The sequence below is a fragment of the Pseudomonas reactans genome (assembly GCF_013387025.1).
GTDB classification, from domain to species: domain Bacteria; phylum Pseudomonadota; class Gammaproteobacteria; order Pseudomonadales; family Pseudomonadaceae; genus Aquipseudomonas; species Aquipseudomonas reactans.
In genome coordinates, this window is record NZ_JACAQP010000029.1 from 59,969 (window position 1) to 84,329 (window position 24,361).

Annotated in this window: 25 protein-coding genes; 18 read left to right on the top strand and 7 right to left on the bottom strand. The window is 61.4% G+C overall.

Going from position 1 to position 24,361, the window contains the following annotated elements; all coding sequences use genetic code 11:
* The first annotated feature begins 12 nt into the window (after positions 1-12).
* The 3 genes from HX793_RS23805 to HX793_RS23815 are packed head-to-tail and all read left to right on the top strand — an operon-like array spanning position 13 to position 2,478.
* Positions 13-1,038 (top strand): aminoglycoside phosphotransferase family protein, encoded by a 1,026-nt coding sequence (locus HX793_RS23805; RefSeq protein ID WP_016977880.1) that lies wholly within the window; start codon positions 13-15, stop codon positions 1,036-1,038.
* Entirely contained in the window at positions 1,035-1,709 is a 675-nt protein-coding gene (gene murU, locus HX793_RS23810; protein WP_016977881.1) for an N-acetylmuramate alpha-1-phosphate uridylyltransferase MurU, read from the top strand. The genes HX793_RS23805 and murU overlap by 4 nt, the downstream gene beginning before the upstream one ends.
* Position 1,710: 1 nt before the next feature.
* Positions 1,711-2,478: a TerB family tellurite resistance protein gene (locus HX793_RS23815; protein WP_177052767.1), complete on the top strand. Its 768-nt coding sequence runs from the start codon at positions 1,711-1,713 to the stop codon at positions 2,476-2,478.
* Between the two features lie 3 nt (positions 2,479-2,481).
* On the opposite strand, the gene HX793_RS23820 is transcribed toward HX793_RS23815, so the two are convergent.
* Positions 2,482-3,456 carry an alpha/beta hydrolase family protein gene (locus tag HX793_RS23820; protein ID WP_177052768.1) on the bottom strand — a complete coding sequence of 325 codons (975 nt, stop codon included), beginning with the start codon at positions 3,454-3,456 and terminating at the stop codon, positions 2,482-2,484.
* A gap of 77 nt (positions 3,457-3,533) precedes the next feature.
* Between HX793_RS23820 and HX793_RS23825 the strand changes: the two genes are divergently transcribed.
* The 14 genes from HX793_RS23825 (at position 3,534) to HX793_RS23890 (ending at position 18,927) form a co-directional block, all read left to right on the top strand.
* On the top strand, positions 3,534-5,924 hold the full coding sequence (locus tag HX793_RS23825; protein ID WP_177059299.1) for a PAS domain-containing sensor histidine kinase: 2,391 nt from the start codon (positions 3,534-3,536) through the stop codon (positions 5,922-5,924).
* A gap of 18 nt (positions 5,925-5,942) precedes the next feature.
* On the top strand, positions 5,943-6,572 hold the full coding sequence (locus HX793_RS23830) for a response regulator (RefSeq protein ID WP_177052770.1): 630 nt from the start codon (positions 5,943-5,945) through the stop codon (positions 6,570-6,572).
* A gap of 224 nt (positions 6,573-6,796) precedes the next feature.
* Positions 6,797-7,909, top strand: coding sequence for an ABC transporter ATP-binding protein (locus tag HX793_RS23835; protein WP_065871779.1), 1,113 nt, complete (start codon positions 6,797-6,799; stop codon positions 7,907-7,909).
* A gap of 43 nt (positions 7,910-7,952) precedes the next feature.
* Complete coding sequence (locus tag HX793_RS23840) at positions 7,953-8,993, top strand: ABC transporter substrate-binding protein (protein WP_016977887.1); 1,041 nt, start codon at positions 7,953-7,955, stop codon at positions 8,991-8,993.
* Between the two features lie 165 nt (positions 8,994-9,158).
* A complete protein-coding gene (locus HX793_RS23845; RefSeq protein ID WP_177002737.1) occupies positions 9,159-10,406 on the top strand; it encodes an ABC transporter permease in 1,248 nt (415 codons plus the stop codon).
* Positions 10,407-10,418: 12 nt separating this feature from the next.
* Entirely contained in the window at positions 10,419-11,243 is an 825-nt protein-coding gene (locus tag HX793_RS23850; RefSeq protein ID WP_016977889.1) for an ABC transporter permease, read from the top strand.
* Positions 11,244-11,459: 216 nt separating this feature from the next.
* A complete protein-coding gene (locus HX793_RS23855) occupies positions 11,460-12,608 on the top strand; it encodes an iron-containing alcohol dehydrogenase (protein ID WP_177059305.1) in 1,149 nt (382 codons plus the stop codon).
* Positions 12,609-12,692: 84 nt separating this feature from the next.
* Complete coding sequence (gene rpe / locus HX793_RS23860; RefSeq protein WP_010206952.1) at positions 12,693-13,367, top strand: ribulose-phosphate 3-epimerase; 675 nt, start codon at positions 12,693-12,695, stop codon at positions 13,365-13,367.
* A complete protein-coding gene (locus HX793_RS23865) occupies positions 13,364-14,182 on the top strand; it encodes a phosphoglycolate phosphatase (RefSeq protein ID WP_016977891.1) in 819 nt (272 codons plus the stop codon). Before rpe ends, HX793_RS23865 begins: the two co-directional genes overlap by 4 nt.
* Before the next feature lie 70 nt (positions 14,183-14,252).
* A complete protein-coding gene (gene trpE, locus HX793_RS23870; protein WP_078050413.1) occupies positions 14,253-15,734 on the top strand; it encodes an anthranilate synthase component I in 1,482 nt (493 codons plus the stop codon).
* A gap of 9 nt (positions 15,735-15,743) precedes the next feature.
* Positions 15,744-16,337: an aminodeoxychorismate/anthranilate synthase component II gene (locus HX793_RS23875; protein ID WP_177052773.1), complete on the top strand. Its 594-nt coding sequence runs from the start codon at positions 15,744-15,746 to the stop codon at positions 16,335-16,337.
* A gap of 9 nt (positions 16,338-16,346) precedes the next feature.
* Positions 16,347-17,396, top strand: a complete 1,050-nt coding sequence (gene trpD / locus HX793_RS23880; RefSeq protein WP_010206948.1) for an anthranilate phosphoribosyltransferase — start codon at positions 16,347-16,349, stop codon at positions 17,394-17,396.
* Positions 17,393-18,229: an indole-3-glycerol phosphate synthase TrpC gene (gene trpC / locus HX793_RS23885; protein ID WP_177002741.1), complete on the top strand. Its 837-nt coding sequence runs from the start codon at positions 17,393-17,395 to the stop codon at positions 18,227-18,229. The genes trpD and trpC overlap by 4 nt, the downstream gene beginning before the upstream one ends.
* Positions 18,229-18,927 carry a lipoate--protein ligase family protein gene (locus HX793_RS23890; RefSeq protein ID WP_256348342.1) on the top strand — a complete coding sequence of 233 codons (699 nt, stop codon included), beginning with the start codon at positions 18,229-18,231 and terminating at the stop codon, positions 18,925-18,927. The genes trpC and HX793_RS23890 overlap by 1 nt, the downstream gene beginning before the upstream one ends.
* Here the strand turns inward: HX793_RS23890 and crp are convergent.
* Entirely contained in the window at positions 18,924-19,568 is a 645-nt protein-coding gene (gene crp, locus HX793_RS23895) for a cAMP-activated global transcriptional regulator CRP (protein ID WP_033898139.1), read from the bottom strand. The two genes, HX793_RS23890 and crp, sit on opposite strands and share 4 nt — an antisense overlap.
* A gap of 247 nt (positions 19,569-19,815) precedes the next feature.
* On the opposite strand from crp, the gene HX793_RS23900 reads away from it, so the two are divergent.
* Entirely contained in the window at positions 19,816-20,238 is a 423-nt protein-coding gene (locus HX793_RS23900; protein WP_005792019.1) for an OsmC family protein, read from the top strand.
* A 123-nt stretch (positions 20,239-20,361) separates the two neighbouring features.
* Here HX793_RS23900 and coq7 read toward each other — a convergent pair whose 3' ends face one another.
* The 5 genes from coq7 to HX793_RS23925 form a co-directional block, all read right to left on the bottom strand.
* The gene (gene coq7, locus HX793_RS23905; protein ID WP_015886151.1) at positions 20,362-21,009 is read right to left on the bottom strand and encodes a 2-polyprenyl-3-methyl-6-methoxy-1,4-benzoquinone monooxygenase; all 648 of its coding nucleotides are present in this window, start codon (positions 21,007-21,009) and stop codon (positions 20,362-20,364) included.
* A gap of 117 nt (positions 21,010-21,126) precedes the next feature.
* Complete coding sequence (locus HX793_RS23910; RefSeq protein WP_010206940.1) at positions 21,127-21,465, bottom strand: histidine triad nucleotide-binding protein; 339 nt, start codon at positions 21,463-21,465, stop codon at positions 21,127-21,129.
* Between the two features lie 46 nt (positions 21,466-21,511).
* Complete coding sequence (locus tag HX793_RS23915; RefSeq protein ID WP_177002742.1) at positions 21,512-22,300, bottom strand: SDR family NAD(P)-dependent oxidoreductase; 789 nt, start codon at positions 22,298-22,300, stop codon at positions 21,512-21,514.
* Positions 22,301-22,363: 63 nt separating this feature from the next.
* The gene (locus HX793_RS23920; RefSeq protein WP_177059312.1) at positions 22,364-23,320 is read right to left on the bottom strand and encodes a DUF805 domain-containing protein; all 957 of its coding nucleotides are present in this window, start codon (positions 23,318-23,320) and stop codon (positions 22,364-22,366) included.
* Positions 23,321-23,389: 69 nt separating this feature from the next.
* Entirely contained in the window at positions 23,390-24,352 is a 963-nt protein-coding gene (locus HX793_RS23925) for an NAD(P)H-dependent flavin oxidoreductase (protein WP_177052775.1), read from the bottom strand.
* Positions 24,353-24,361 lie beyond the last annotated feature (9 nt).

Consider the following 24,361-nt stretch of genomic DNA (forward strand, 5'->3'; position numbering starts at 1 on the left):
GAGACCCTTGTAATGCCCGAGCAAGATCTACGTTTACAACAGCTGGAAGTCTGGCTGGATGAGCAGTTGCCGATCCTTTTCAACGCTCAAGGCTGGGGTGCCGTACCCCCGGCCACATTGACCGCGGCCAGCAGCGACGCGAGTTTCAGGCGCTACTTCCGTTGGGAAGGCGGCGACCGGACCTTCGTGGTCATGGACGCTCCGCCCCCCCAGGAAAACTGCAAACCTTTCGTCGATATCGCACATTTGCTGGCAAAGTCAGGAATAAATGTTCCAAAAATTTACGCAGAAGATTTGCCGCGTGGCTTTCTTTTGCTCAATGACCTGGGCAGAAAAACCTATCTGGACGTGATTGACGACAAAAACGCCGATCAATTGTTTGCCGATGCCATCGACGCCTTGCTGGCCTTCCAGCAATTGCCAATGGATGCGCCGCTGCCCAGCTATGACGTCGCTTTGCTGCGCCGCGAGTTGGAATTGTTTCCAGAGTGGTACGTGCGCCGGCACCTGGGTATCGAACTGGATACGCAGCAGCAAGCGCTTTGGCAGCGGGTCAGTGATCACCTGATCGACAGCGCCCTGGCGCAGCCAAAAGTGTTGGTGCATCGCGACTATATGCCGCGCAACCTGATGATCAGCGAGCCCAACCCCGGCGTGCTGGATTTCCAGGATGCGGTCTACGGGCCGGTCACCTATGACATCACCTGCCTGTTCAAGGACGCCTTCCTCAGCTGGCCCAAGACCCGCGTGCGGGAATGGCAGCGCGGCTATTGGGAGCGTGCGGGGCAACTGGGCATTCCGGTGCAGGCGAACTTCGACGATTTCCTGCGCGCTAGCGACCTGATGGGCGTGCAGCGTCACCTCAAGGTCATCGGTATCTTCGCGCGCATTTGCCATCGTGACGGCAAACCTCGCTACCTGGCTGACGTGCCGCGCTTCTTTGCTTATATAGAAGCAGTGCTGGCGGACCGTCCGGAGCTGAGTGAGCTGGGTGAGTTGCTCGCCAGCCTGCGCCACCCCGCCGAGGCCCGTGTATGAAGGCGATGATCCTGGCCGCGGGCAAGGGCGAGCGGATGCGCCCGCTGACCTTGCACACGCCCAAGCCACTGGTGCAGGCCGGCGGCAAGCGCCTGATCGAGTATCACCTGGAGGCTCTGGCCAAGGCCGGCTTCACCGATATCGTGATCAACCATGCCTGGCTGGGCCAGCAGATCGAAAGCTACCTGGGGGACGGCGCGCAGTTTGGCTTGCGTATCCGTTACTCCCCCGAAGGCGAGCCGCTGGAAACCGGCGGTGGGATTTTCCAGGCATTGCCGTTGCTGGGGGATGAACCCTTCCTGGTGGTCAATGGCGATATCTGGACCGACTACGACTTTACCCAGCTCCAGCAGCCGCTCAAGGGCCTGGCTCATCTGGTGATGGTCGACAACCCGGCCCATCACCCTTCGGGCGGTGATTTCTACCTTGATCAAGGTTTGCTTCATGATGCAGCGCCCGGTGCCGATAACCTGACCTTCAGTGGCATTTCAGTGCTCGACCCCAAGCTGTTCGAGGGTTGCAGTGCGGGTGCCTTCAAGCTGGCGCCGCTGCTGCGGGCAGCCATGGCCAAAGGTCTGGTAACGGGGGAACACATGGCGGGACGCTGGATTGATGTCGGCACGCTGGAGCGCTTGGCGCAGGTCGAAACCCTGCTGACAGCGGGGCAGTAACATGCTGTGGCCAGGGACGCTGATCGGCGCCGGGGCTGGCTTTGCCATTGCCAGTATCCCGGGGGCCATGTTGGGTGCGCTGTTGGGGCAGGCGCTGGACCGTCGCCTGCAATTGCACAGTTGGGCGCAGTTGCGCGAGCGCCTGGGTGGGCGCCCGGCGTTGCGCAATGACGAGCTGTTGTTCGTGTTGCTGGGGCGTTTGGCCAAGAGCAATGGCCGGGTAGTGGATGGGCATATCCAGCAGGCGCGTCAGGAGATGCGCTCGCTCGACATGACGGACTCGGCCCAGCGCCGCGCGATTGCGGCGTTCAATCGCGGCAAGTCCGGCTCCGACCGGGTGCGCAGTTACCTCCGCGTGCTCAAGGCTCAGCCCCATGCGGCGGAAGGCGTATTACGCGCCTGCTGGCGTATGGTCTGGGCGGACGGCAAGGCGGATGACGCCGAGCGAGACCTGATCGACCTCTGGGGCAAATGGCTGGGCTGGACGCCGCAACAGTTGCAGGCACTGGCGGCTGACTACACACCGGAGCGTAAGCCGCTGGTCAGCCGGGGCCCCACTTATCAGGACGCGTTGCGCCTGCTGGGCGTGACGGCCACCACCGAGCCATCGGTGATCAAACGGGCTTATCGTCGCCTGCTCAGCCGTCATCACCCGGACAAGATCGCCGGCACCGGCGCCAGCCCCGCGCAAGTGCGTGAGGCCACCGAGCGCACTCGCGAATTGCACACTGCCTATACATTGATTCGCGAGCGCCGGGACTTCCGGTAGGTTTCAGTCAGCGTTGGCCTGTGGGCTCAGCCAGCCGCGAACCCTGCGATACAACTGCTCCTGCTCGGCAGCACTGTTGCCGGGCAAGGCTTTCAATGACACTTGCTTGTAACCGTCATTCTTTAAACGCTTGGCTGCCTGGGCGCGGGCCAGGGCGTTTTTGCGTGATTGGGCGTTGTCCTGATAGAAGACATCGGCGGTCGGCAACTTCAGGGCGGGGGCCAGTTGCTGCACATCCGGATGCCGTCCGGTGGGCGTTTGCGCCGCGACCATGACGAACTTCTGTACCTGGGACGGTTGCTTCTCGCTTAAATAACGTGCGGCCCACCAGGCACCGGTGCCATGGCCGAGCAGCACCACACTGCGTGCGCTCTGGGTCTGGGCGAAGGCCACGGCGGCGTCGATGCGCGCGAAGATGCGTGAAGCGTCGGTCTTGTCCTGCTCATCGGCACCGGGCACCACCGCCGGGTCCGTGCCTTCGGCTTCGGCGCTGGCGGCTTGCTCGATGGGCTTGTCGGCGGTGCTCGCTTCCTTGCTGCTGGTGTCGACAGTCGCCTGGGGCGCTTCCATCACACGTGGTGGCAGTGTATCCACGCTTACATCTGGTAACGACAGGCTGAGGCTGCCCCAATTGGCATCCGGAAACTTATGCCGCAACGGGCTGATTGCTTGCGGCCAGTCAGCATTTTCGCCGGCGCCCGGTACGATAATCACCACGCCTTCGGGCTCGGCGCTGTTGGCGGGTTTCCACAGGGCGAGGAATGAATCGCTGCCGGCCTGCAATTGCTGCTGTTCTTGTTGCGGGATCTTGCGTTCCAGAGCGCTGGCTTCTGCCTGGCTGCGCTCGGACAAGGGCTGGCGCTCGACCGGTTTTTCCGCGGCAGGTGCGGGTGCGTCAGCGGCCTGTACAGAAAAGACGCTGGTAAAAAGCAGCGACAGGCACAATGCTGGCAATGCTGAACGGTGAAGAAAGGGCATCGTAAATTCCCGGCCAGAAGTGATTCCAGCAGCCTAATGGGTTGGTCAGTATTTGTCAGTGATGTGAGACGTGGATCATGGGTTTTCGCTGTCTGCTGGTTATCGGCTGTTTGTGCCTTGCCTTGATGGCAAATGCTGCCCCGGCGACCGTCGCGCCCCAGGCGCAGCTCAATGCGCAGCAACGCGAATGGCTGGCCCAGCACCCGGAGCTGCGGGTGGGCCTGGTGTTGCAAGCACCCTACGCGCAATACGATCGGCGTTTGCAGCGGCTGTCCGGGGCGAATGTCGAGTTGATGCAGTGGCTGGCCAAGGCGCTGAATATCGAGCTGACCTGGCGCAATTTCCCCAATCAGGAACAACTGGAAGCCGCCGTGCGCGAGGGCGAGGTGGACATTGCCCCCGGCCTGCAACAAACCCCGGCGGGTCTGCGCCTGTGGTTGTTCACCGACCCCTATATGCGCGTGCCACAGCACATCGTCGGCATCCGCGAAGGCGGCGGTGCCGTGGAGCTGGAAAAACTCGATGAACAGTCCCGTGTCGCTGTGCGCATGCCCAGCGCCGTAGCCGACTACCTGCGCAGCACCTATCCCGGCCTCAACCTGCAAGGCGTGCCGATGGAGCGCCAGGCCCTGCAATTATTGGTGAGCCAGCAAGCGCGTTATGCGGTGGTGGATGAGGCGCAATTGAGCCGCTTGTCCGGCGAGGCGGAGTTTGCCGGTCTGGCAGTGGTGGGAGATATCGGCCTGCCGCAATTACTGCGCGTGGCCACGCGACGGGAATGGCCGGAACTGGCCGGCATCATGCAAAGCGCCTTGCGCGCCATCCCCGCTCGCGACTTGGACCAACTGCACAACCGCTGGCTGCAGCCCAAATACCCGCGCTTAACCGAGTCCCCTGGCCTGTGGCAAAACCTCAGTCTATTGCTGGGTCTGTTGCTGCTTGCCAGCCTGGCCGTGGTGTTCTGGCAACGCCGCCAGCAACGGGTGCTGGAACACGGCCTGTTGGCCGCGCGGGAAGAAAGCGCCGCCCGCGCCGCGGGTGCCGAGGCCTTACGGTTGACGCAGTTTTCCATCGACCAGAGCACCGTCGGCATTCTCTGGGTCAACTGGGACAGCCATGTGCGCTACGCCAATCGTGCGGCCGAAAGCATGCTCGGCTACGGTCCAGGTGCGCTGATCGAGCGGCCGCTGGTCGAGTTCGATCCCACTCTCACCATGGATCGCTGGCTGAATCTGTGGCGACGCGCCCGCGCCAGTGAAGAGGGGCCGCAGAGTTTTGCCACTGACTGCCTGCGGGCGGATGGCAGCGTGTTGCCTGCGGATGTGTCCTTGAGCTTCCTACGATTTGCCGACGGCGAATACCTGGTGGTTTATCTGAATGACGTCACCGAGCGTCGTCGCGCGTTGGCGGCCTTGCAGGAGAGTGAGGCACGCCTGCAAGGAATCGCGGCGAACGTGCCGGGGCTGGTGTTCCGCCTGGAGCGCTTGCCGTTGAGCGACGAAATCGAATTTGCCTACATCAGTGAGGGCAGCGAAAGCCTGGTGGGCTACGCGCCTTCGGTGCTGAGTCGGCCGGAAGTGGGGATTCGCAGCGTGGTGCATCCAGACGACCGAGTCAGTTACCTTGGCACGCTGGACCAGGCTACCGACACTGAGAGCAACTGGTTCTGGCAAGGTCGGATTCTTCCGCGCCAGGGCGAGCAGCGTTGGGCCGAGATCAAGGCGGTCACCCGACGCCTGGAAGACGGCTCGGTGGTGTGGGATGGGATTGTGTGGGACATCAGCGAGAGCAAGCGCATCGAGCTGGAACTGGATGCCTCCCGTGCGCAACTTCGCGAACTGTCCGCCCACCTGGAAACCGTACGCGAAGAAGAAAAAGCCCGTATCGCCCGTGAAGTGCACGACGAACTCGGGCAAATGCTCACCGTGCTCAAGCTCGAAACCTCCATGTGCGAGTTGGCCTATGCGCAGCTAGATCCGGGTTTGCATGAACGCTTGAACAGCATGAAGCGTTTGATCGCCCAGTTGTTCCAGTTGGTGCGCGATGTGGCGACGGCCCTGCGCCCGCCGATTCTGGATGCGGGTATCGCTTCGGCCATTGAATGGCAAGCGCGGCGCTTTGAAGCGCGCACGCAAATTCCCTGCTTGGTGCAGGTTCCGGATAACCTGCCGACCCTCAGTGATGCCAAGGCCATTGGCCTGTTCCGCATCCTGCAGGAGGCGCTGACCAATGTGATGCGCCATGCCCAGGCACATACTGTGGAACTGACCCTTGCCCTGGAGGGCACGGATTTGCGCCTGACCATCAGCGATGATGGCGTCGGCTTCGTCCAGGCCCAGGGCCGCCCGGTGTCGTTTGGCCTGGTGGGCATGCGCGAGCGCGTGCTGATCATGGGTGGGCAATTGAGCCTGGACAGCGAGCTGGGGGAGGGCACGACCCTGAGTGTCACGGTGCCATTGGATGCATAACACCAAGAGGAGGTCCCTGTGATCCGCGTACTAGTAGCCGAAGACCACACCATCGTTCGTGAAGGCATCAAGCAATTGATTAGCCTGGCCAAAGACCTGTTAGTGGTGGGGGAGGCCAGCAATGGCGAGCAATTGCTGGAAACCTTGCGCCACGTGGCCTGCGAGGTGGTGTTGCTGGACATTTCGATGCCTGGCGTCAACGGCCTGGAAGCCATTGCGCGGATCCGTGCGCTGAACAATCCGCCGGCCATCCTGGTGCTGTCGATGCACGACGAAGCGCAAATGGCCGCCCGCGCCTTGAAGGTCGGCGCGGCCGGTTACGCCACCAAGGACAGCGACCCGGCGCTGTTGCTCACGGCGATTCGCAAGGTGGCGGCGGGTGGGCGTTATATCGACCCGGACCTGGCCGACCGGATGGTCTTCGAAGTCGGCCTCACCGATACGCGACCGCTGCATTCATTACTGTCGGAGCGCGAGTTCTCGGTGTTCGAGCGCCTGGCCCAGGGCGCCAACGTCAACGACATCGCCCAGCAACTGGCGCTAAGCAGCAAAACCATCAGCACCCACAAGGCGCGGCTGATGCAAAAGCTCAATATCACGTCCCTGGCGGAGTTGGTGAAGTACGCCATGGAACACAAGCTGCTCTAGCCGCATACCTGAAAGCGACACAGCAAAAAACCCGCCGAGCCCATTCTGCCGCTTGCAGCTCGCCTCTTGTCGCTGCACCGTCCCGTGCGCGCCATCCGTGTAGGGCAATCCCTACCCCGAACCTTCCATCCGACTGATGCAATTCTCTCCTGGCCCCCGATTTCCGGGGCCTTGCGCCTGGACTACGCTTGTCTCAAAGCAGTCCAAAACAAAAAGGTGCGGGTATGAGCGAGGTGGATTCAAATGATGTGCTGGTCAGCTTTCGTGGCGTGCAGAAGAGCTACGACGGCGAGAACCTGATCGTCAAAGACCTCAACCTGGAGATTCGCAAGGGCGAGTTCCTCACCCTGCTCGGGCCTTCCGGTTCGGGCAAGACCACCAGTCTGATGATGCTCGCCGGCTTTGAAACGCCGACCGCCGGCGAAATCCAGCTGGCCGGGCGCTCCATCAACAACGTGCCGCCGCATAAGCGCGACATCGGCATGGTGTTCCAGAACTACGCGCTGTTCCCGCACATGACTGTGGCCGAAAACCTGGCGTTCCCGCTGTCGGTGCGGGGCTTGAGCAAGACCGATATCAGCGAGCGGGTCAAACGCGTGTTGAGCATGGTCCAGCTTGATGCGTTCGCCCAGCGCTACCCGGCGCAACTCTCCGGCGGCCAGCAACAGCGTGTGGCCTTGGCCCGCGCGCTGGTGTTCGAACCGCAACTGGTGCTGATGGACGAACCCCTCGGCGCCCTCGACAAGCAACTGCGCGAACACATGCAGATGGAGATCAAGCACCTGCACCAGCGCCTCGGCGTGACCGTGGTGTATGTGACCCACGACCAGGGCGAGGCGCTGACCATGTCTGACCGCGTGGCGGTATTCCACCAGGGCGAGATCCAGCAGATCGCCGCGCCGCGCACCCTCTACGAAGAACCGAAGAACACCTTCGTCGCCAACTTCATCGGTGAGAACAACCGACTCAACGGCCGCTTGCACAGCCATACCGGCGAGCGCTGCGTGGTGGAGCTGGCGCGCGGCGAGAAGGTCGAGGCGCTGGCGGTGAATGTCGGCCAGATCGGCGGTCCGGTGACCCTGTCGGTGCGCCCGGAGCGCGTCAGCCTCAATGGCTCCAGCGAAAGCTGCGTCAACCGCTTCTCTGGGCGCGTGGCCGAATTCATCTACCTGGGCGACCACGTGCGCGTGCGCCTGGAAGTCTGCGGCAAGGCCGATTTTTTTGTGAAACAACCGATTGCCGAGCTGGACCCAGCCCTGGCGGTCGGCGACGTGGTACCGATTGGCTGGCAAGTCGAGCACGTTCGCGCACTCGACCCACTTCTAGAGGCGAATTGATCGCCCCCTGGCTTCACCAACCCTGCACGTGGAGAGAACAACAATGTTGAGATCCCTGAAGTATTCCGCCCTGGCTTTGGGCTTGATGGGCGCGACACAGGCCATGGCAGGCCCGGACCTGACGGTCGTGTCCTTTGGCGGCGCGAACAAGGCGGCCCAGGTCAAGGCCTTCTATGCACCGTGGGAAAGCGCGGGCAACGGCAAGATCATCGCCGGTGAGTACAACGGTGAAATGGCCAAGGTCAAAGCCATGGTCGACACCAAGAGCGTGTCCTGGGACCTGGTGGAAGTGGAATCGCCGGAGCTGTCCCGTGGCTGTGACGAAGACATGTTCGAACCGCTGGACCCGAAACTGTTTGGTAACACTGCGGATTATGTGAAGGGGGCCATCCAGCCCTGCGGCGTGGGCTTTTTTGTGTGGTCGACGGTGCTGGCCTACAACGCTGACAAGCTGAAGGCACCGCCAGGCGGTTGGAAAGATTTTTGGGACGTAAAGCAGTTCCCGGGCAAGCGCGGCCTGCGCAAAGGCGCCAAGTACACCCTGGAATTTGCGCTGATGGCCGATGGCGTCGCGCCGAAGGACGTCTACAAAGTGCTGGCCGGCAAAGATGGCCAAGACCGTGCCTTCAAGAAGCTCGACGAACTCAAGCCGTACATCCAATGGTGGGAGGCCGGCGCCCAGCCGCCGCAATACCTCGCTTCCGGCGACGTGGTGATGAGCTCGGCCTACAACGGCCGCATCGCCGCCGTGCAAAAAGAAAGCAACCTGAAAGTGGTGTGGAACGGCGGGATCTACGACTTCGACGCGTGGGCGATTCCTAAAGGCCTGGCGAAAGACCGAGCCGAAGCGGCGAAGAAATTCATCGCCTTCTCGGTGCAGCCTCAGCAGCAGAAGACCTACTCGGAAAACATCGCCTACGGCCCGGCCAACACCCAAGCCGTGCCATTGCTGGCCAAGGACATCCTCAAGGACATGCCGACCACCCCGGAAAACATCGCCAACCAGGTGCAGATCGACGTGAGCTTCTGGGCGGATAACGGTGAGCAGTTGGAGCAGCGCTTCAACTCTTGGGCTGCCAAGTAACACCGCATAACCCTCGGGCGAAACCGGCTCATGTAGGAGCTGGCTTGCCTGCGATGCAGACACCTCGGTGCAACTGATGCACCGAGGCGATGCCATCGCAGGCAAGCCAGCTCCTACAGGGACCGTGTTGACCAAGGTCCCAACCGTAGATTTTCGGAGTTTGCCATGGCCATCGCCGTTCCCTCGAACGAGGTCAACAGCCCCACCCTCAAGCAGCGCCTGGCGCGTGCCGAGCGGCTCAATCGCTGGAAGGCCCAGGCGTTGATTGCGCCGCTGGTGCTGTTCCTGCTGCTGGTGTTCCTGGTGCCGATCGTTGCGCTGCTGTTCAAAAGCGTCGGCAACCCGGAAGTGGTGGGCGGTTTGCCGCGTACCGTGGTGGCGGTGACGGCCTGGGATGGCCGGGGCTTGCCGGGCGAACCGGTGTACCAGGCCCTCAGTGAAGACTTGGGCGAAGCCCGTCAAAATCAGACCTTGGGCGATCTGTCCAAACGCTTGAACATGGAACTGGCCGGCTATCGCAGCCTGCTGACCAAAACCGCGCGGGCGCTGCCGTTCAGTGACGCGCCTGCCTCCTATAAAGAAGCGCTGGAAAGCCTTGATGAACGCTGGGGCGACCCGGCGTACTGGCAGGCGATCCGGCGCAATACCAGCAGTCTTACCCCGTTCTATCTGCTGGCGGCCGTCGATCACCGCATCGATGACCTCGGTGAAGTGGCGCCGGCCACGCCGGATCAGGCGATCTATCTGGATATTTTCGCCCGCACCTTCTGGATGGGCCTGGTGATCACGGCGGTCTGCCTACTGCTTGCCTATCCGCTGGCCTACCTGCTGGCCAACCTGCCAGCACGTAAAAGCAATCTGCTGATGATCCTGGTGTTGCTGCCGTTCTGGACCTCGATCCTGGTACGAGTCGCCGCGTGGATCGTGCTGCTGCAATCCGGCGGCCTGATCAACAGCGCACTGATGGGCATGGGCCTGACCGATAAGCCGCTGGAGCTGGTGTTCAACCGCACCGGCGTCTACATCTCCATGGTGCACATCTTGTTGCCGTTCATGATCCTGCCGATCTACAGCGTGATGAAGGGCATCTCGCCCACCTACATGCGCGCGGCGATTTCCCTGGGCTGCCACCCATTCACCAGCTTCTGGCGCGTGTATTTCCCACAGACCTACGCCGGTGTCGGTGCTGGCTGCCTGTTGGTGTTCATCCTGGCGATTGGTTACTACATCACCCCGGCGCTGCTGGGCAGCCCGAACGACCAGATGGTCAGCTACTTCGTGGCGTTCTACACCAACACCAGCATCAACTGGGGCATGGCCACGGCACTAGGTGGCTTGCTGCTGCTGGCCACGGTGGTGCTGTACCTGATCTATAACCGCCTGGTAGGCGCCAGCCGCCTGCGCCTGAGCTGAGGAGACCTTGTGATGCTGAGCCCTTATATGTCGCCCGTTGAGCGGGTGTGGTTCTACAGCTTGCGGATCCTCTGCGGCTTGATCCTGTTGTTTTTGATTCTGCCGGTGCTGGTGATCATCCCGTTGTCGTTCAACAGCGGCAGTTTCCTGGTGTACCCGTTGCAAGGTTTTTCGCTGCATTGGTATCAGGACTTCTTTGCCTCCGCCGAGTGGATGCGGGCGCTGAAGAACAGCATCATCGTCGCCCCGGCGGCTACGGTGCTGGCCATGATATTCGGCACCCTGGCGGCGATTGGCCTGACCCGCGGCAACTTCCCTGGCAAGGCGCTGGTCATGGCGCTGGTGATTTCACCGATGGTGGTGCCGGTGGTGATCATTGGCGTGGCCAGCTACCTGTTCTTTGCGCCGTTGGGCCTGGGCAATAGCTTTTTCTCGCTGATCGTGGTGCATGCGGTGCTGGGTGTGCCGTTTGTGATCATCACCGTGTCGGCCACGTTGCAGGGGTTCAACCAGAACCTGGTGCGGGCGGCGGCCAGTCTCGGCGCCTCGCCATTGACTGCATTCCGCCGGGTGACCTTGCCGTTGATCGCGCCGGGGGTGATTTCGGGAGCGCTGTTTGCGTTCGCGACGTCATTCGACGAGGTGGTGGTAACGCTGTTCCTCGCCGGCCCCGAGCAAGCGACCCTGCCACGCCAGATGTTCAGCGGCATCCGCGAAAATCTCAGCCCGACGATTGCCGCTGCCGCGACCTTGTTGATTGCGTTCTCGGTGCTGCTGTTGCTGACCCTGGAATGGCTGCGTGGCCGTAGCGAGAAACTGCGTACCGCCCAGGTTTAGAGCCCGTTGGCGATCAAAATGTGGGAGCGGGCTTGCTCGCGAAAGCGGTGGATCAGTTAAAGGTGTATTCACTGACAAACCTCATTCGCGAGCAAGCCCGCTCCCACACTGGTTTGTGTTCATTCATAAGATAGCCATTCAGCCGCTGAATGGCAGACAACCTCTTTGACTCAGCTACTCTTGTGCCAGCCCATCACTTAATAAGAGGCCGCGCACATGAGTACTTCCTCATTCAAGATCGCCCACAAACTGCTGACCGGCGCTGGCGCCATCGAACAACTGGCCTTTGAACTGACCCGCCTGGATGTGGACAACCCGCTGATCGTCACCGACGCCGCGCTGGTCAAGTCCGGCACCGTGGCGCTGGCACTCGAACATCTGGGCGAGCGCACCTACGAGATTTTCGACCGGGTGTTACCCGACCCGGAAATCGCCATTGTCGAAGACTGCATGCGCGTTTACCGCGAGGGCGGGCACGACGGCCTGATCGGCGTGGGCGGGGGCAGTGCCATCGATATCGCCAAAAGTGTTGCGGCGTATGCCGGCTACCACGGCGCGCTGGCCGACTTGTTCGGCGTCGATCAGGTGCCACGCAAAGGCCCGCCGCTGATCGCTATCCCCACCACCGCCGGCACCGGTTCGGAGGTGACCAATGTGGCGATCCTTTCCGACAAGGCCGCGCAGCTGAAAAAAGGCATTGTCAGCGACTACTTGCTGCCGGATGTGGCACTGATCAGCCCGCAAATGACCCTGACCTGTCCGCGCAGCGTCACCGCCGCCAGCGGCGTGGACGCGCTGGTGCATGCCATCGAATCCTACCTGTCACTGAATGCCTCGCCGATCACCGACGCCTTGGCCATCGGCGCCATCAAGCTGATCGCCAGTGCATTGCCCAAGGCCTACGCCAACCCGGCCAACCTGCAGGCCCGCGACGACATGGCCACCGCCAGCCTGATGGCCGGCATGGCGTTCGGCAATGCCGGGGTCGGCGCGGTGCATGCGTTGGCGTATCCACTGGGTGGGCGTTTCAATATCGCCCATGGTGTGAGCAATGCGCTGTTGCTGCCCTATGTGATGCACTGGAACAAGCTGGCCTGCGTGGAGCGCATGCAGGAGATTGCCCAGGCCATGGGCGTGAATATCACCGGCTTGAGTGTCAACGATGCCGCCGACCAGGCCGTTGAGGCGATGACGCGACTGTGTGCCGCGGTCGAGATCCCGGCCGGGCTGCACAGTTTCGGGGTTCCCGAAGATGCAATCCCCGCCATGGCCGTTGAGGCAGCGGGCATTGAACGGCTGATGCGCAACAATCCGCGCAAGCTCAGCGCGGCCGATATCGAGAAAATCTACCGGGCCGCTTACTAACCGTTGAGTTAGGTCACGGTGCGCGCGGCAAAGCATGAGGTATACAATGCGCGCCATCGTGATTTAGCTCAAAAAAGGTGCGTCATGCAGCCCTTCGTTATTGCTCCATCGATTCTCTCCGCCGACTTCGCCCGCCTGGGTGAGGAAGTGGACAAGGTATTGGCCGCCGGTGCCGACTTCGTGCACTTCGACGTCATGGACAACCACTACGTACCCAACCTGACCATCGGCCCGATGGTCTGCGCCGCACTGCGCAAGTACGGCATCACTGCGCCGATTGATGCGCACCTGATGGTCAGCCCGGTGGATCGCATCATCGGCGACTTCGTCGAAGCCGGCGCCACCTACATCACCTTCCACCCGGAAGCCTCGCTGCACGTCGATCGCACCCTGCAACTGATCCACGAAGGTGGTTGCAAGGCGGGCCTGGTGTTCAATCCGGCCACTCCGTTGAGCGTGCTTGAGTACGTGATGGACAAGGTCGACATGATCCTGCTGATGAGCGTCAACCCAGGCTTCGGCGGCCAGAAGTTCATCCCTGGCACGCTGAACAAGCTGCGTGAAGCCCGTGCGCTGATCGATGCGTCCGGCCGTGACATCCGCCTGGAAATCGACGGTGGGGTCAACGTCAACAATATCCGCGAAATCGCTGCCGCTGGCGCCGATACCTTTGTGGCCGGCTCGGCGATCTTCAACGCGCCGGACTACCAGGAAGTCATCGACAAGATGCGTGCCGAGCTGGCGCTGGCGCGTCCATGAGCGGCTTTGAGCAGCTGTTCCCCGGCAAATTGCCACGGCTGGTGATGTTCGATCTGGACGGCACTTTGATCGACTCGGTGCCCGACCTGGCGGCGGCGGTGGACGAAATGCTGCTCAAGCTGGGGCGCAAGCCGGCCGGGATCGAGTCGGTGCGCGAATGGGTCGGTAACGGTGTGCAGATGCTGGTACGCCGGGCCTTGGCCAACAACATCGATGCTGAGGGCGTGGATGATGTGGAAGCCGAGCATGCGCTGGAACTGTTCAACGCCGCCTATGAAGACGGCCATGAACTGACTGTGGTCTACCCCGGCGTGCGCGACACGCTCAAGTGGCTGAGCAAGCAGGGCGTGGAAATGGCCCTGATCACCAACAAGCCGGAGCGCTTCGTTGCGCCGCTGTTGGACCAGATGAAAATCGGCCGGTATTTCCGCTGGATCATCGGTGGCGATACCCTTCCGCAGAAAAAACCCGACCCGGCGGCGCTGTTTTTCGTGATGAAAATGGCCAACATCCCGGCCTCACAATCGTTGTTTGTCGGCGATTCGCGCAGTGATGTGCTGGCGGCAAAGGCCGCGGGCGTGCAGTGTGTGGCCCTCAGTTACGGCTATAACCATGGTCGGCCGATCGCCGAAGAGTCGCCTTCATTGGTCATTGATGACCTGCGCCTGTTAATCCCCGGTTGCTTGGGAGCTGGCGCTGAGATAACGTTGCCCGATACCGATCCGTCCCCTTCTGGAAATTCCATCGTGGTGGTCACTCGCAAACTCTGGATGAAAGTCATCAAGGCCCTGGCCCGCTGGCGTTGGCGCGCCTGACTGATCCTGGCCGCACTCTGCGGCGCGTTTGCATACCTGACTGTTAGACCCTCAAGCCACGAGGCATATCATGACCCGCGAAGAATTCCTGCGTTTGGCCGCTGCCGGCTATAACCGCATCCCCCTGGCCTGCGAAACCCTGGCCGACTTCGACACGCCGCTGTCGATCTACCTGAAACTGGCCGACGAGCCTAACTCCTACCTGCTCGAGTCCGTACAGGGCGGCGAGAAGTGGGGGCGTTACTCGATCATCGGCCTGCCGTGCCGTACGGTGCTGCGGGTACACGACCATCATGTGAGCATTACCCATGATGGCGTCGAGATCGAAAGTCACGACGTAGAAGATCCGCTGGCGTTCGTCGAAGCGTTCAAGGCGCGCTACAACGTGCCGACCATTGCGGGTCTGCCGCGTTTCAACGGCGGTCTGGTGGGTTATTTCGGTTATGACTGCGTGCGTTATGTGGAAAAACGCTTGGGCAAATGCCCGAACCCGGATCCGCTGGGCGTGCCGGACATTCTGCTGATGGTTTCCGATGCCGTGGTGGTGTTCGACAACCTTGCCGGCAAGATGCACGCGATCGTACTCGCCGATCCATCCCAGGAGGACGCGTTCGAGCAAGGCCGGGCCAGCCTCGAAGCCCTGCTGGATAAACTGCGTCAGCCGATCACCCCACGTCGCGGCCTGGACCTCAGCCGTCCGCCGGCCGCCGACCCGGTGTTCCGCTCCAGCTTTACCCAGGATGACTACGAGCGCGCCGTCGACACCATCAAGGAATACATCCTCGCCGGCGACTGCATGCAGGTCGTTCCGTCGCAGCGTATGTCCATCGACTTCAAGGCCGCGCCGATTGATCTGTACCGCGCGCTACGCTGCTTCAACCCGACGCCGTACATGTACTTCTTCAACTTTGGCGACTTCCACGTGGTGGGCAGCTCGCCGGAAGTGCTGGTGCGCGTCGAAGACAACCTGATCACCGTGCGCCCGATTGCCGGCACCCGCCCACGCGGTGCGACCGAAGAGGCCGACCTGGCGCTCGAAGAAGACCTGCTGAGCGACGACAAGGAAATCGCCGAGCACCTGATGCTCATCGACCTGGGCCGCAACGACACCGGGCGTGTCTCGGAAATCGGTTCGGTGAAGCTCACCGAGAAGATGGTCATCGAGCGTTATTCCAACGTGATGCACATCGTGTCTAACGTCACTGGCGAGCTGAAAGCCGGCTTGACCGCGATGGACGCATTGCGCGCGATTCTGCCGGCGGGCACCTTGTCGGGTGCGCCGAAGATCCGCGCGATGGAAATCATCGACGAGCTGGAGCCGGTCAAGCGCGGTGTCTACGGCGGCGCCGTGGGTTATTTCGCCTGGAACGGCAACATGGACACGGCGATTGCGATCCGCACCGCCGTGATCAAGGACGGGGAACTGCACGTGCAGGCCGGTGGCGGGATTGTCGCCGACTCGGTGCCGGCCCTCGAATGGGAAGAAACCCTGAACAAGCGCCGCGCGATGTTCCGCGCCGTTGCGCTGGCTGAACAGACCCCCAATTCCTGAGGTTGCCCCATGTTGCTGATGATTGATAACTACGATTCCTTTACCTACAACGTTGTGCAGTACCTGGGCGAGCTGGGTGCCGAGGTCAAGGTGGTGCGCAACGATGAACTGACCGTGGCCGAGATTGCTGCCCTGAACCCGGAGCGCATCGTGGTTTCGCCAGGCCCGTGCACGCCGACCGAGGCGGGCATCTCCCTGGAGGCGATCCAGTATTTCGCCGGCAAGTTGCCGATCCTGGGCGTGTGCCTGGGCCATCAGTCCATCGGCCAGGCATTTGGCGGTGACGTGGTGCGCGCGCGCCAGGTGATGCACGGCAAGACCAGCCCGGTGTTCCATAAAGATGCAGGCGTGTTTCATGGCCTCAATCTGCCGGTGACCGTGACCCGCTATCACTCGCTGGTGGTCAAGCGCGAAACCCTGCCGGACTGCCTGGAGCTGACCGCCTGGACCCAGCTGGAAGACGGCTCGGTCGATGAGATCATGGGCCTGCGCCACAAGACACTGAATATCGAAGGGGTGCAATTTCACCCCGAGTCGATCCTGACCGAGCAGGGCTACGAGCTGTTCGCCAACTTTCTCAAGCAGAGCGGCGGCACGCGCTAAGGACTTTCCATGGATATCAAGACTGCCCTGAGCCGTATCGTCGGCCACCTGGACCTGAGCACCGCTGAAATGAGCGATGTGATGCGCGAAATCATGACCGGTCAATGCACCGACGCGCAGATTGGCGCGTTCATGATGGCCATGCGCATGAAGAGCGAGAGCATCGACGAGATCGTCGGCGCCGTGTCGGTGATGCGCGAGCTGGCGGACAAAGTCGAACTCAAGACCCTCGACGGCGTGGTCGATGTGGTCGGCACTGGCGGTGACGGCGCGAACATCTTCAACGTGTCGACGGCCTCTTCCTTTGTGGTCGCGGCGGCGGGCTGCACCGTGGCCAAGCACGGTAACCGCGCGGTGTCCGGCAAGAGCGGCAGCGCCGACTTGCTGGAGGCGGCCGGGATCTACCTGAACCTGACGCCGGTACAAGTGGCGCGCTGCATCGACAGCGTCGGTATTGGCTTCATGTTTGCCCAATCCCACCATGGTGCGATGAAGCACGCCGCCGGCCCGCGCAAGGACCTCGGCCTGCGCACCCTGTTCAACATGCTCGGCCCGCTTACGAATCCGGCCGGTGTGAAACACCAGGTAGTGGGCGTGTTCAGCCAAGCGCTGTGCCGGCCATTGGCCGAAGTACTGCAACGCCTGGGCAGCAAGCACGTACTGGTGGTGCATTCCAAGGACGGCCTGGACGAATTCAGCCTGGCGGCACCGACCTTTGTGGCGGAGCTGAAAAATGACCAGGTCACCGAGTATTGGGTCGAGCCGGAAGACTTGGGCATGAAGAGCCAGAGCCTGCACGGCCTGGCGGTGGAAAGCCCGGCGGCCTCCCTGGAGTTGATTCGCGATGCCCTGGGGCGTCGCAAGACCGAGAACGGTCAAAAAGCTGCCGAGATGATAGTGTTGAATGCGGGTGCTGCGCTGTATGCGGCGGACCACGCCTACAGTCTTAAAGAAGGTGTCGCCTTGGCCCACGATGCGCTGCATACGGGTCTGGCTCGCGAGAAGCTCGAAGAGCTGGGCGCATTCACCGCGGTATTCAAGATGGAGAATGAAGGATGAGTGTGCCGACCGTTCTGGAAAAGATCCTGGCCCGCAAGGCTGAAGAAGTGGCTGAGCGCCGTGCCCGCGTGAGCCTGGACGAGCTGGAAGCCCAGGCGAAGATCGCCGATGCGCCGCGTGGCTTTGCCAATGCGCTGATCGCCCAGGCCAAGCTCAAGCAGCCCGCCGTCATTGCTGAAATCAAGAAAGCTTCGCCGAGCAAGGGCGTGATTCGTGAGATCTTCATTCCTGAAGAGATCGCCAAGAGCTATGAGAAGGGCGGTGCGACCTGCCTGTCCGTACTGACCGATATCGACTACTTCCAGGGTTCCGACCTGTTCCTGCAGCAGGCCCGCGCCGCGTGCAAGTTGCCGGTGATCCGCAAGGATTTCATGGTCGACCCGTATCAGATTGTCGAAGCTCGTGCTTTGGGCGCCGACTGTGTGCTGTTGATCGTCTCCGCCCTGGATGACGTGAAGATGGCCGAACTGGCGGCCGTGGCCAAAAGCGTTGGCCTGGATGTGCTGGTGGAAGTGCACGACGGTGACGAACTGGAACGCGCCCTGAAAACCCTCGACACACCGCTGGTAGGGGTCAACAACCGTAACCTGCACACCTTCGAAGTCAGTCTGGAAAACACCCTCGACCTGCTGCCGCGCATTCCGCGTGACCGTTTGGTGATTACCGAGAGTGGCATCGTCAACCGTGCCGATGTGGAGCTGATGGAGATCAGTGGCGTGTATTCGTTCCTGGTGGGCGAGACTTTCATGCGTGCCGAGAACCCGGGAGCTGAGTTGCAGCGCCTGTTCTTCCCGGAGCGTGGTGTGGCGGTCAGCGGTTCGACACTGGATTGATGCTGATGCAGCCGGTGGCGATGACCGTCGAAGCAGGGCTTGCCGCCGAGCAAGACCTGCTGTCGGCTGTTTGCGCGGGTGAGCGGGAATATGGGTTGCTGTTCTGGCAACCCAGCGACCAAGCCTTGGTCATGCCGCGTCGTTTGAGCCGCTTGCCGGCTTTTGAGACCGCCAGCCACGTCTCCGCCGACGCCGGTTGGCCAGTACTGCTACGTGAAACCGGTGGAGAACCGGTGCCGCAGTCGAGTGCCACGGTCAACATCGCCCTGGTCTACGCACCGCCACGCAGTGAAGGCGACCAGAATCGTATCGAAACCGGTTATTTGCGTTTATGCCAACCGATCTGCGATTTGCTGATCGAGTTGGGAGGCGATGCGTCCGTCGGTGAAATCGACGGCGCGTTTTGCGACGGCCGCTACAACGTCAACCTCAACGGCCGCAAAATGGTCGGCACCGCCCAGCGCTGGCGACAAAGTGGTGGCCGCCCGGTGGGCTTGGTGCACGGTGCGCTGTTGCTGGAGAACGATCGCGAAGAGCTGATCGCGGCGGTCAATCGCTTCAATGAAGCTTGCGACCTCGACCAGCGGGTGCGTGCCGACAGCCATATCGCCCTGCACGAAGCCTTTCCGGCACCGAATGCGCTCAGCCGGCTGGACGCCCTGTACCGTCAAATGCTGGCCAGCTTCCTGCCGGTCTAGCGGGTACCGAACACCACCATCGTCTTGCCTTTGACGTGCACCAGGTTGCGCTCTTCCAGGTCCTTGAGCACGCGACCGACCATCTCCCGCGAACAGCCGACAATGCGCCCGATTTCCTGGCGCGTGACCTTGATCTGCATGCCGTCGGGGTGCGTCATGGCGTCGGGTTGCTTGCACAAATCCAGCAGGCAGCGCGCGACTCGTCCGGTTACATCAAAAAAGGCCAGGTCGCCGACCTTGCGCGTGGTGTCGCGCAGACGCTGGGCAATCTGGCCGCTCAGGGCATACAGAATGTCAGGATCGTGCTGGGACAACTCGCGGAACTTGGCGTAGCTGATCTCGGCCACTTCGCATTCGACCTTGGCGCGCACCCAGGCGCTGCGTTCCTGTTCCTTGCCAGCTTGTTCGAACAGCCCCAACTCCCCAAAGAAATCCCCGGTGTTCAGGTAGGCGATGATCATTTCGCGGCCGTCTTCATCCTCGATCAGGATGGTGACCGAGCCTTTGATAATAAAGAACAGCGTTTCGGAGCGTTCGCCGGCGCAGATGATGTTGTGCTTGGCCGGGTAGCGGCGGCGCTGGCAATGCATCAACAGTTTGTCGAGATTCTTGATTTTGGGTATGGGAGTAAGGGCAACCATGGTTGTATCCCGAAAAGACTGCGCTAGATAGTTTGAGTTGTTGTATTCATCGGGTATCGGCACTGATACGCGCTGTATAAAGGGTGGCATTACGCCATCGATTTGGCGTCAGCTTAACAGACACATTCTGACTCGATTAGCCAATTTTTCGTGCAAACCCTGCTATTGATCGCTTTTGTTGCAAACGCTGACGCAGGCGGGCCCTGTGCTAAGCTGGCGACCCTTTTTTAGCAGTGGAGTCTGGGCGATGAAGGCACGCATCCAATGGGCGGGCGAAGCCATGTTCCTCGGTGAGTCGGGCAGTGGCCATGTGGTGGTCATGGATGGCCCGCCGGAAGCCGGTGGCCGTAACCTGGGCGTACGCCCGATGGAAATGCTCCTGCTGGGCGTAGGCGGTTGCAGCAATTTCGACGTGGTCAGCATCCTGAAGAAATCCCGCCAGGCCGTGGAAAGCTGCGAAGCCTTCCTGGAAGCCGAGCGTGCCACTGAAGACCCCAAGGTATTCACCAAGATCCACATGCATTTCGTGGTGAAGGGCCGGGCGCTGAAAGAAGCCCAGGTCAAGCGTGCTATCGAGCTGTCGGCCGAGAAGTACTGCTCGGCGTCGATCATGTTGGGCGCGGCCGGTGTGGCCATCACCCATGATTACGAAATCATCGAGTTGGGTTGATTGATCGAGGACTAATGTAGGAGCGAGCTTGCTCGCGAAAAACTTCAACGATTACGCGGGCATCCAGAATGTCCGAGTCGCCTGGGGGTTTCGCGAGCAAGCTCGCTCCTACAGGGTGAAGCTTTAGATTCGGTAGGTGCTTTTGGTCATGACTTTGGCCAAGAGACTCATGCCGAACCGCACCGGCGCGGGGAAACGGAAACCGCCCGCATCCAACGCGCTTTCCGCGTGGTGTTCTTCATCGATGCGCATCTGCTCAAGAATCGCCCGGGACTTTTCGTCCTCGGCTGGCAGTTGTTCCAGATGCTCATCCAGGTGTTTGCACACTTGATGTTCGGTGGCGGCGACAAAACCCAGGCTGACTTTGTCGCTGATCAGGCCGGCAGCGGCGCCAATCCCGAACGACAAGCCATAAAACAGGGGGTTCAGCACGCTCGGGTGACTGCCCAGTTGGCGAATGCGCTGCTCGCACCAGGCCAAGTGGTCGATTTCTTCTTCTGCGGCATGTTCCATGGCAGCACGGACCTGCGGCAGCTTGGCGGTCAGGGCCTGGCCCTGGTACAGCGCCTGGGCGCAGACTTCGCCGGTATGATTGATACGCATCAGGCCGGCAACGTGGCGGGTCTCGGTCTCGCTCATCTGGGCGTCGGGCTGCACGATCGCGGGCGAAGGGCGGTACGGCTGGCCGCTGAACGGCAGCAGCGTGCGCATGGCCATATCGGCTTGCAGCAACAGACGGTCAATCGGCGAGTAGTGACGTTGGGTAGTCATGCTGACCTCCGGGAAGAATCTCGGCGGCCAGTTTACCGCAAGAGAGGGGGAAGCGTTTGCGCTGCGTCAAGGGCATGGGGTCGCAGCCTGGGGCCGCGACCTTAGATGAAGGGCTGATCAGCCCGGCGGCCAGTTCATCTGGCGCTGACCCAGCACATGCATATGGATGTGATAGACGGTTTGCCCACCTTTCGGGTTGCAGTTCATCACTACCCGGAAACCTTCTTCACAGCCTTGTTCCACGGCCAGGCGCTGGGCGGTGAACAGAATATGACCGGCCAGGGCTTTATCTTCTTCAGTCAGGTCATTGAGCGTGGGGATGTGTTTCTTGGGAATGACCAGGAAATGCACAGGTGCCGCCGGATGGATGTCCTTGAACGCCAGGACTTGATCATCTTCGTAGATGATATCCGCAGGTATTTCTCTGTTGATGATCTTGGTGAACAGAGTATCCACAGCTGTTTCTCCATTATGAATGTGCAGGGTGAGTGTACTCAGCCAATCAACGTGGGCAATAGGCCTTGTTGATGGCGCCGGCAATCTTGCGGGTCAGCCAACGTGGGCTGAAGCGCGGGCTGAAGGCGAGCCAGCGGTTGCGTCGGCCGGGAATGATGATGGCTTTGTTCTTTTCCAGGGCCCGCACGGTATAGAGCGCCACTTCCTCGGGGCTCATCAGTTGCTGGCTGCGGTCGAGCTTGGCGGTGTCCATTTGCGCGGTACCGAAGAATGCGGTGCGTGTCGGGCCGGGGCAAAGGACCGAGACCTTGATGCCGCAGGTTTTCAGTTCTTCGCGCAGGCCTTCGGAGAAATGCAGCACATAGGCCTTGCTGGCGTAATAAGTGCTCATCCACGGGCCGGGCTGGAACGCCGCGATGGACGCCACATTGAGAATCTGCCCGCCGCCGTGCAGCGCCATGGTGTTACCGAGCGCGTGGCACATACGGGTCAAGGCGAGGATGTTGACCTCCATGAGGTCTTGTTCGGTCATCCAGTCCTGGGCCAGGAATGGCCCGCTGGTGCCGATGCCGGCGCAGTTCACCAGCAGGTCGATCTGCCGCTCGCCTTCTTCAAGCTCCAGCAGGAACCCGGACAAGCGCAACGGCTCGCCCAGGTCGCAGGCCCGGAACAGCACCTCGACGCCAAAGCGTTGGGTCAATTCGATTGCAATGCTTTCCAACTGATCACGCTGGCGGGCCACCAGAATCAAGCTGCGGCCGCGACGGGCCAGGGCTTCGGCCATGGCCAGGCCAATGCCGCTGGAGGCGCCGGTGATCAGAGCGTAACGGGTCATGCCTTTCTCCATCGCAACGCCCCCGCGCCTGTGACAAAGGCATCACAGGCCGGGGGCGTTTCTTCACTGTTCTGGAGAGTCTACAGGTTCGCCCGCTTCGTCAGCACTCTGTGCTTCGTCTTCTTCGACGGTCGCGGCTTGGTCGGCATCTTCATCGGAGGTGATGGAGCTGCTTTCGTAGCTGCTGTCCATGTTGGCTTCGAGCTGGTTCAGGTAACCGTTCATGCCCAGGGTCACCACGATGGCAAGCATGATCGGGATAAACGCCAGCCACAGGGTGGCCAGGACTTTTACCGCCGTGGAGTTGCGTGGTGGTGGCGCGCCGTACTGGTTGGCGCCTGCATTGCCCGGCAATACCAGCAGCAGGATCGGGAAGACGCTGTTCACCAGAGGAACCAGGTTGAGGAAGTACAACCAGCCCGACCAACCCAGGTCGTGCAGGCGCTGCACACCGATTTGTACACTGACCCAGACCAGGGCAACAAACAATGCTAGGCCCAGCAATACGCCGAGGATGGTGCCAGCGGTCGGCGAAGCAGTGGCAACGGCAAAGCTGACGGTGCTGATGATGCCGCCGGCAACCAACAGTGCCAGGGTCAACACCAGGGTCCAGGCGAGATAACGCAGACGACCGATGCGCCCGTGGATAGTGAACACCTTGAGGGTGGCGTACTCCGGCAGGTCATCACCCACGGCGGAGCGCGGTGGTGCATACGGTGAGGCCGCAGGGCGCGAGAAACTGCCAGAGTCTGTCTCGTGAGTTTCAGCCAGGCTGAAAGCCACAGGCTGTTCGGGCTCAATGCGCGCATCGACACCGGCGTTTTTCAGTGCGGTGAGGTAGGTTTCCGCATCCGGGCGCGACAGGTCACGCTTGAGCGCGACAGGGCGACCGGTGAAGAGCTTCTCGATGGCTTCGACGTCACTCTTGAACAACTCGGCCAGGTTCAGCTTGGCCGTGGTGCTTTCGACACCCGGGAGCAGGGCTCCGTCAAACACAATCTTGAAACGGTTGTCGCTCATGCGGGCTTCCTTGTCACTTGATTCAGGGAGGTAGTGCAGGCCGGCTCAAGCAGCAGGCCTTGCAGTGGGTCAGCGCGGCCAGCGCAATTGAGCTGCCTGTTCACGGGCCTTGCGGTATTCGGCATCCAGACGGGCAACCAGTTCATCGACGCTGGGCAAATCATCAATCTCACCGACACCTTGGCCGGCTGACCATACAGTCTTCCATGCCTTGGCCTCGTCGCTCAACGGCTTGAGCTTGGAACCGAAGTTGACTTCGCCTTTGCCTTGCAAGGCGGCGAGGTCGAAACCGGCGTTTTCCAGGCTCTGGCGCATAAAGCTGGCGGGCACGCCGGAGACAGCGGGAGTGTGCACGATGTCGGCTGCGCGCGATGTGAGCAGCATCTCTTTATAAGCATCCGGGGCGTGGCTTTCGGTGGTGCCGATAAAACGTGTGCCGAAGTAGGCCAGGTCTGCGCCGAGCAACTGGGCGGCGAGAATTTCGTGCCCGTGGTTGAGGCAGCCGGCCAGCAGCAAGGTTTTGTCGAAGAACTGGCGAATTTCGGCAATCAGCGAGAACGGACTCCAGGTGCCAGCGTGGCCACCCGCGCCGGCCGCCACGGCGATCAGGCCATCTACGCCGGCTTCGGCCGCCTTCTCGGCATGACGTCGGGTGGTGACGTCATGGAACACCAGGCCACCGTAGCTGTGTACGGCGTCTACCAACTCCTTCACGGCGCCCAGGCTGGTGATGACGATCGGCACTTTGTGCTCGACGCAGATCGCCAGGTCCGCCTCGAGCCGTGGGTTGCTGTTGTGCACGATCAGGTTGACGGCGTAAGGCGCGGGATTGTTCAGTTGGGCCAGGCCCGCTTCGATTTCCTCCAGCCAGGCCTTGAACCCACTGCTTTCGCGTTGGTTGAGCGCCGGGAAACTCCCGACCACCCCATTGCGGCAGCACGCCAGGACCAGTTGCGGGTTGGAAATCAGGAACATCGGCGCCGCCACGACGGGCAGGCGCAGAGTTTGTTCAAGCAGAGCGGGCAATGACATTGGAGGTAC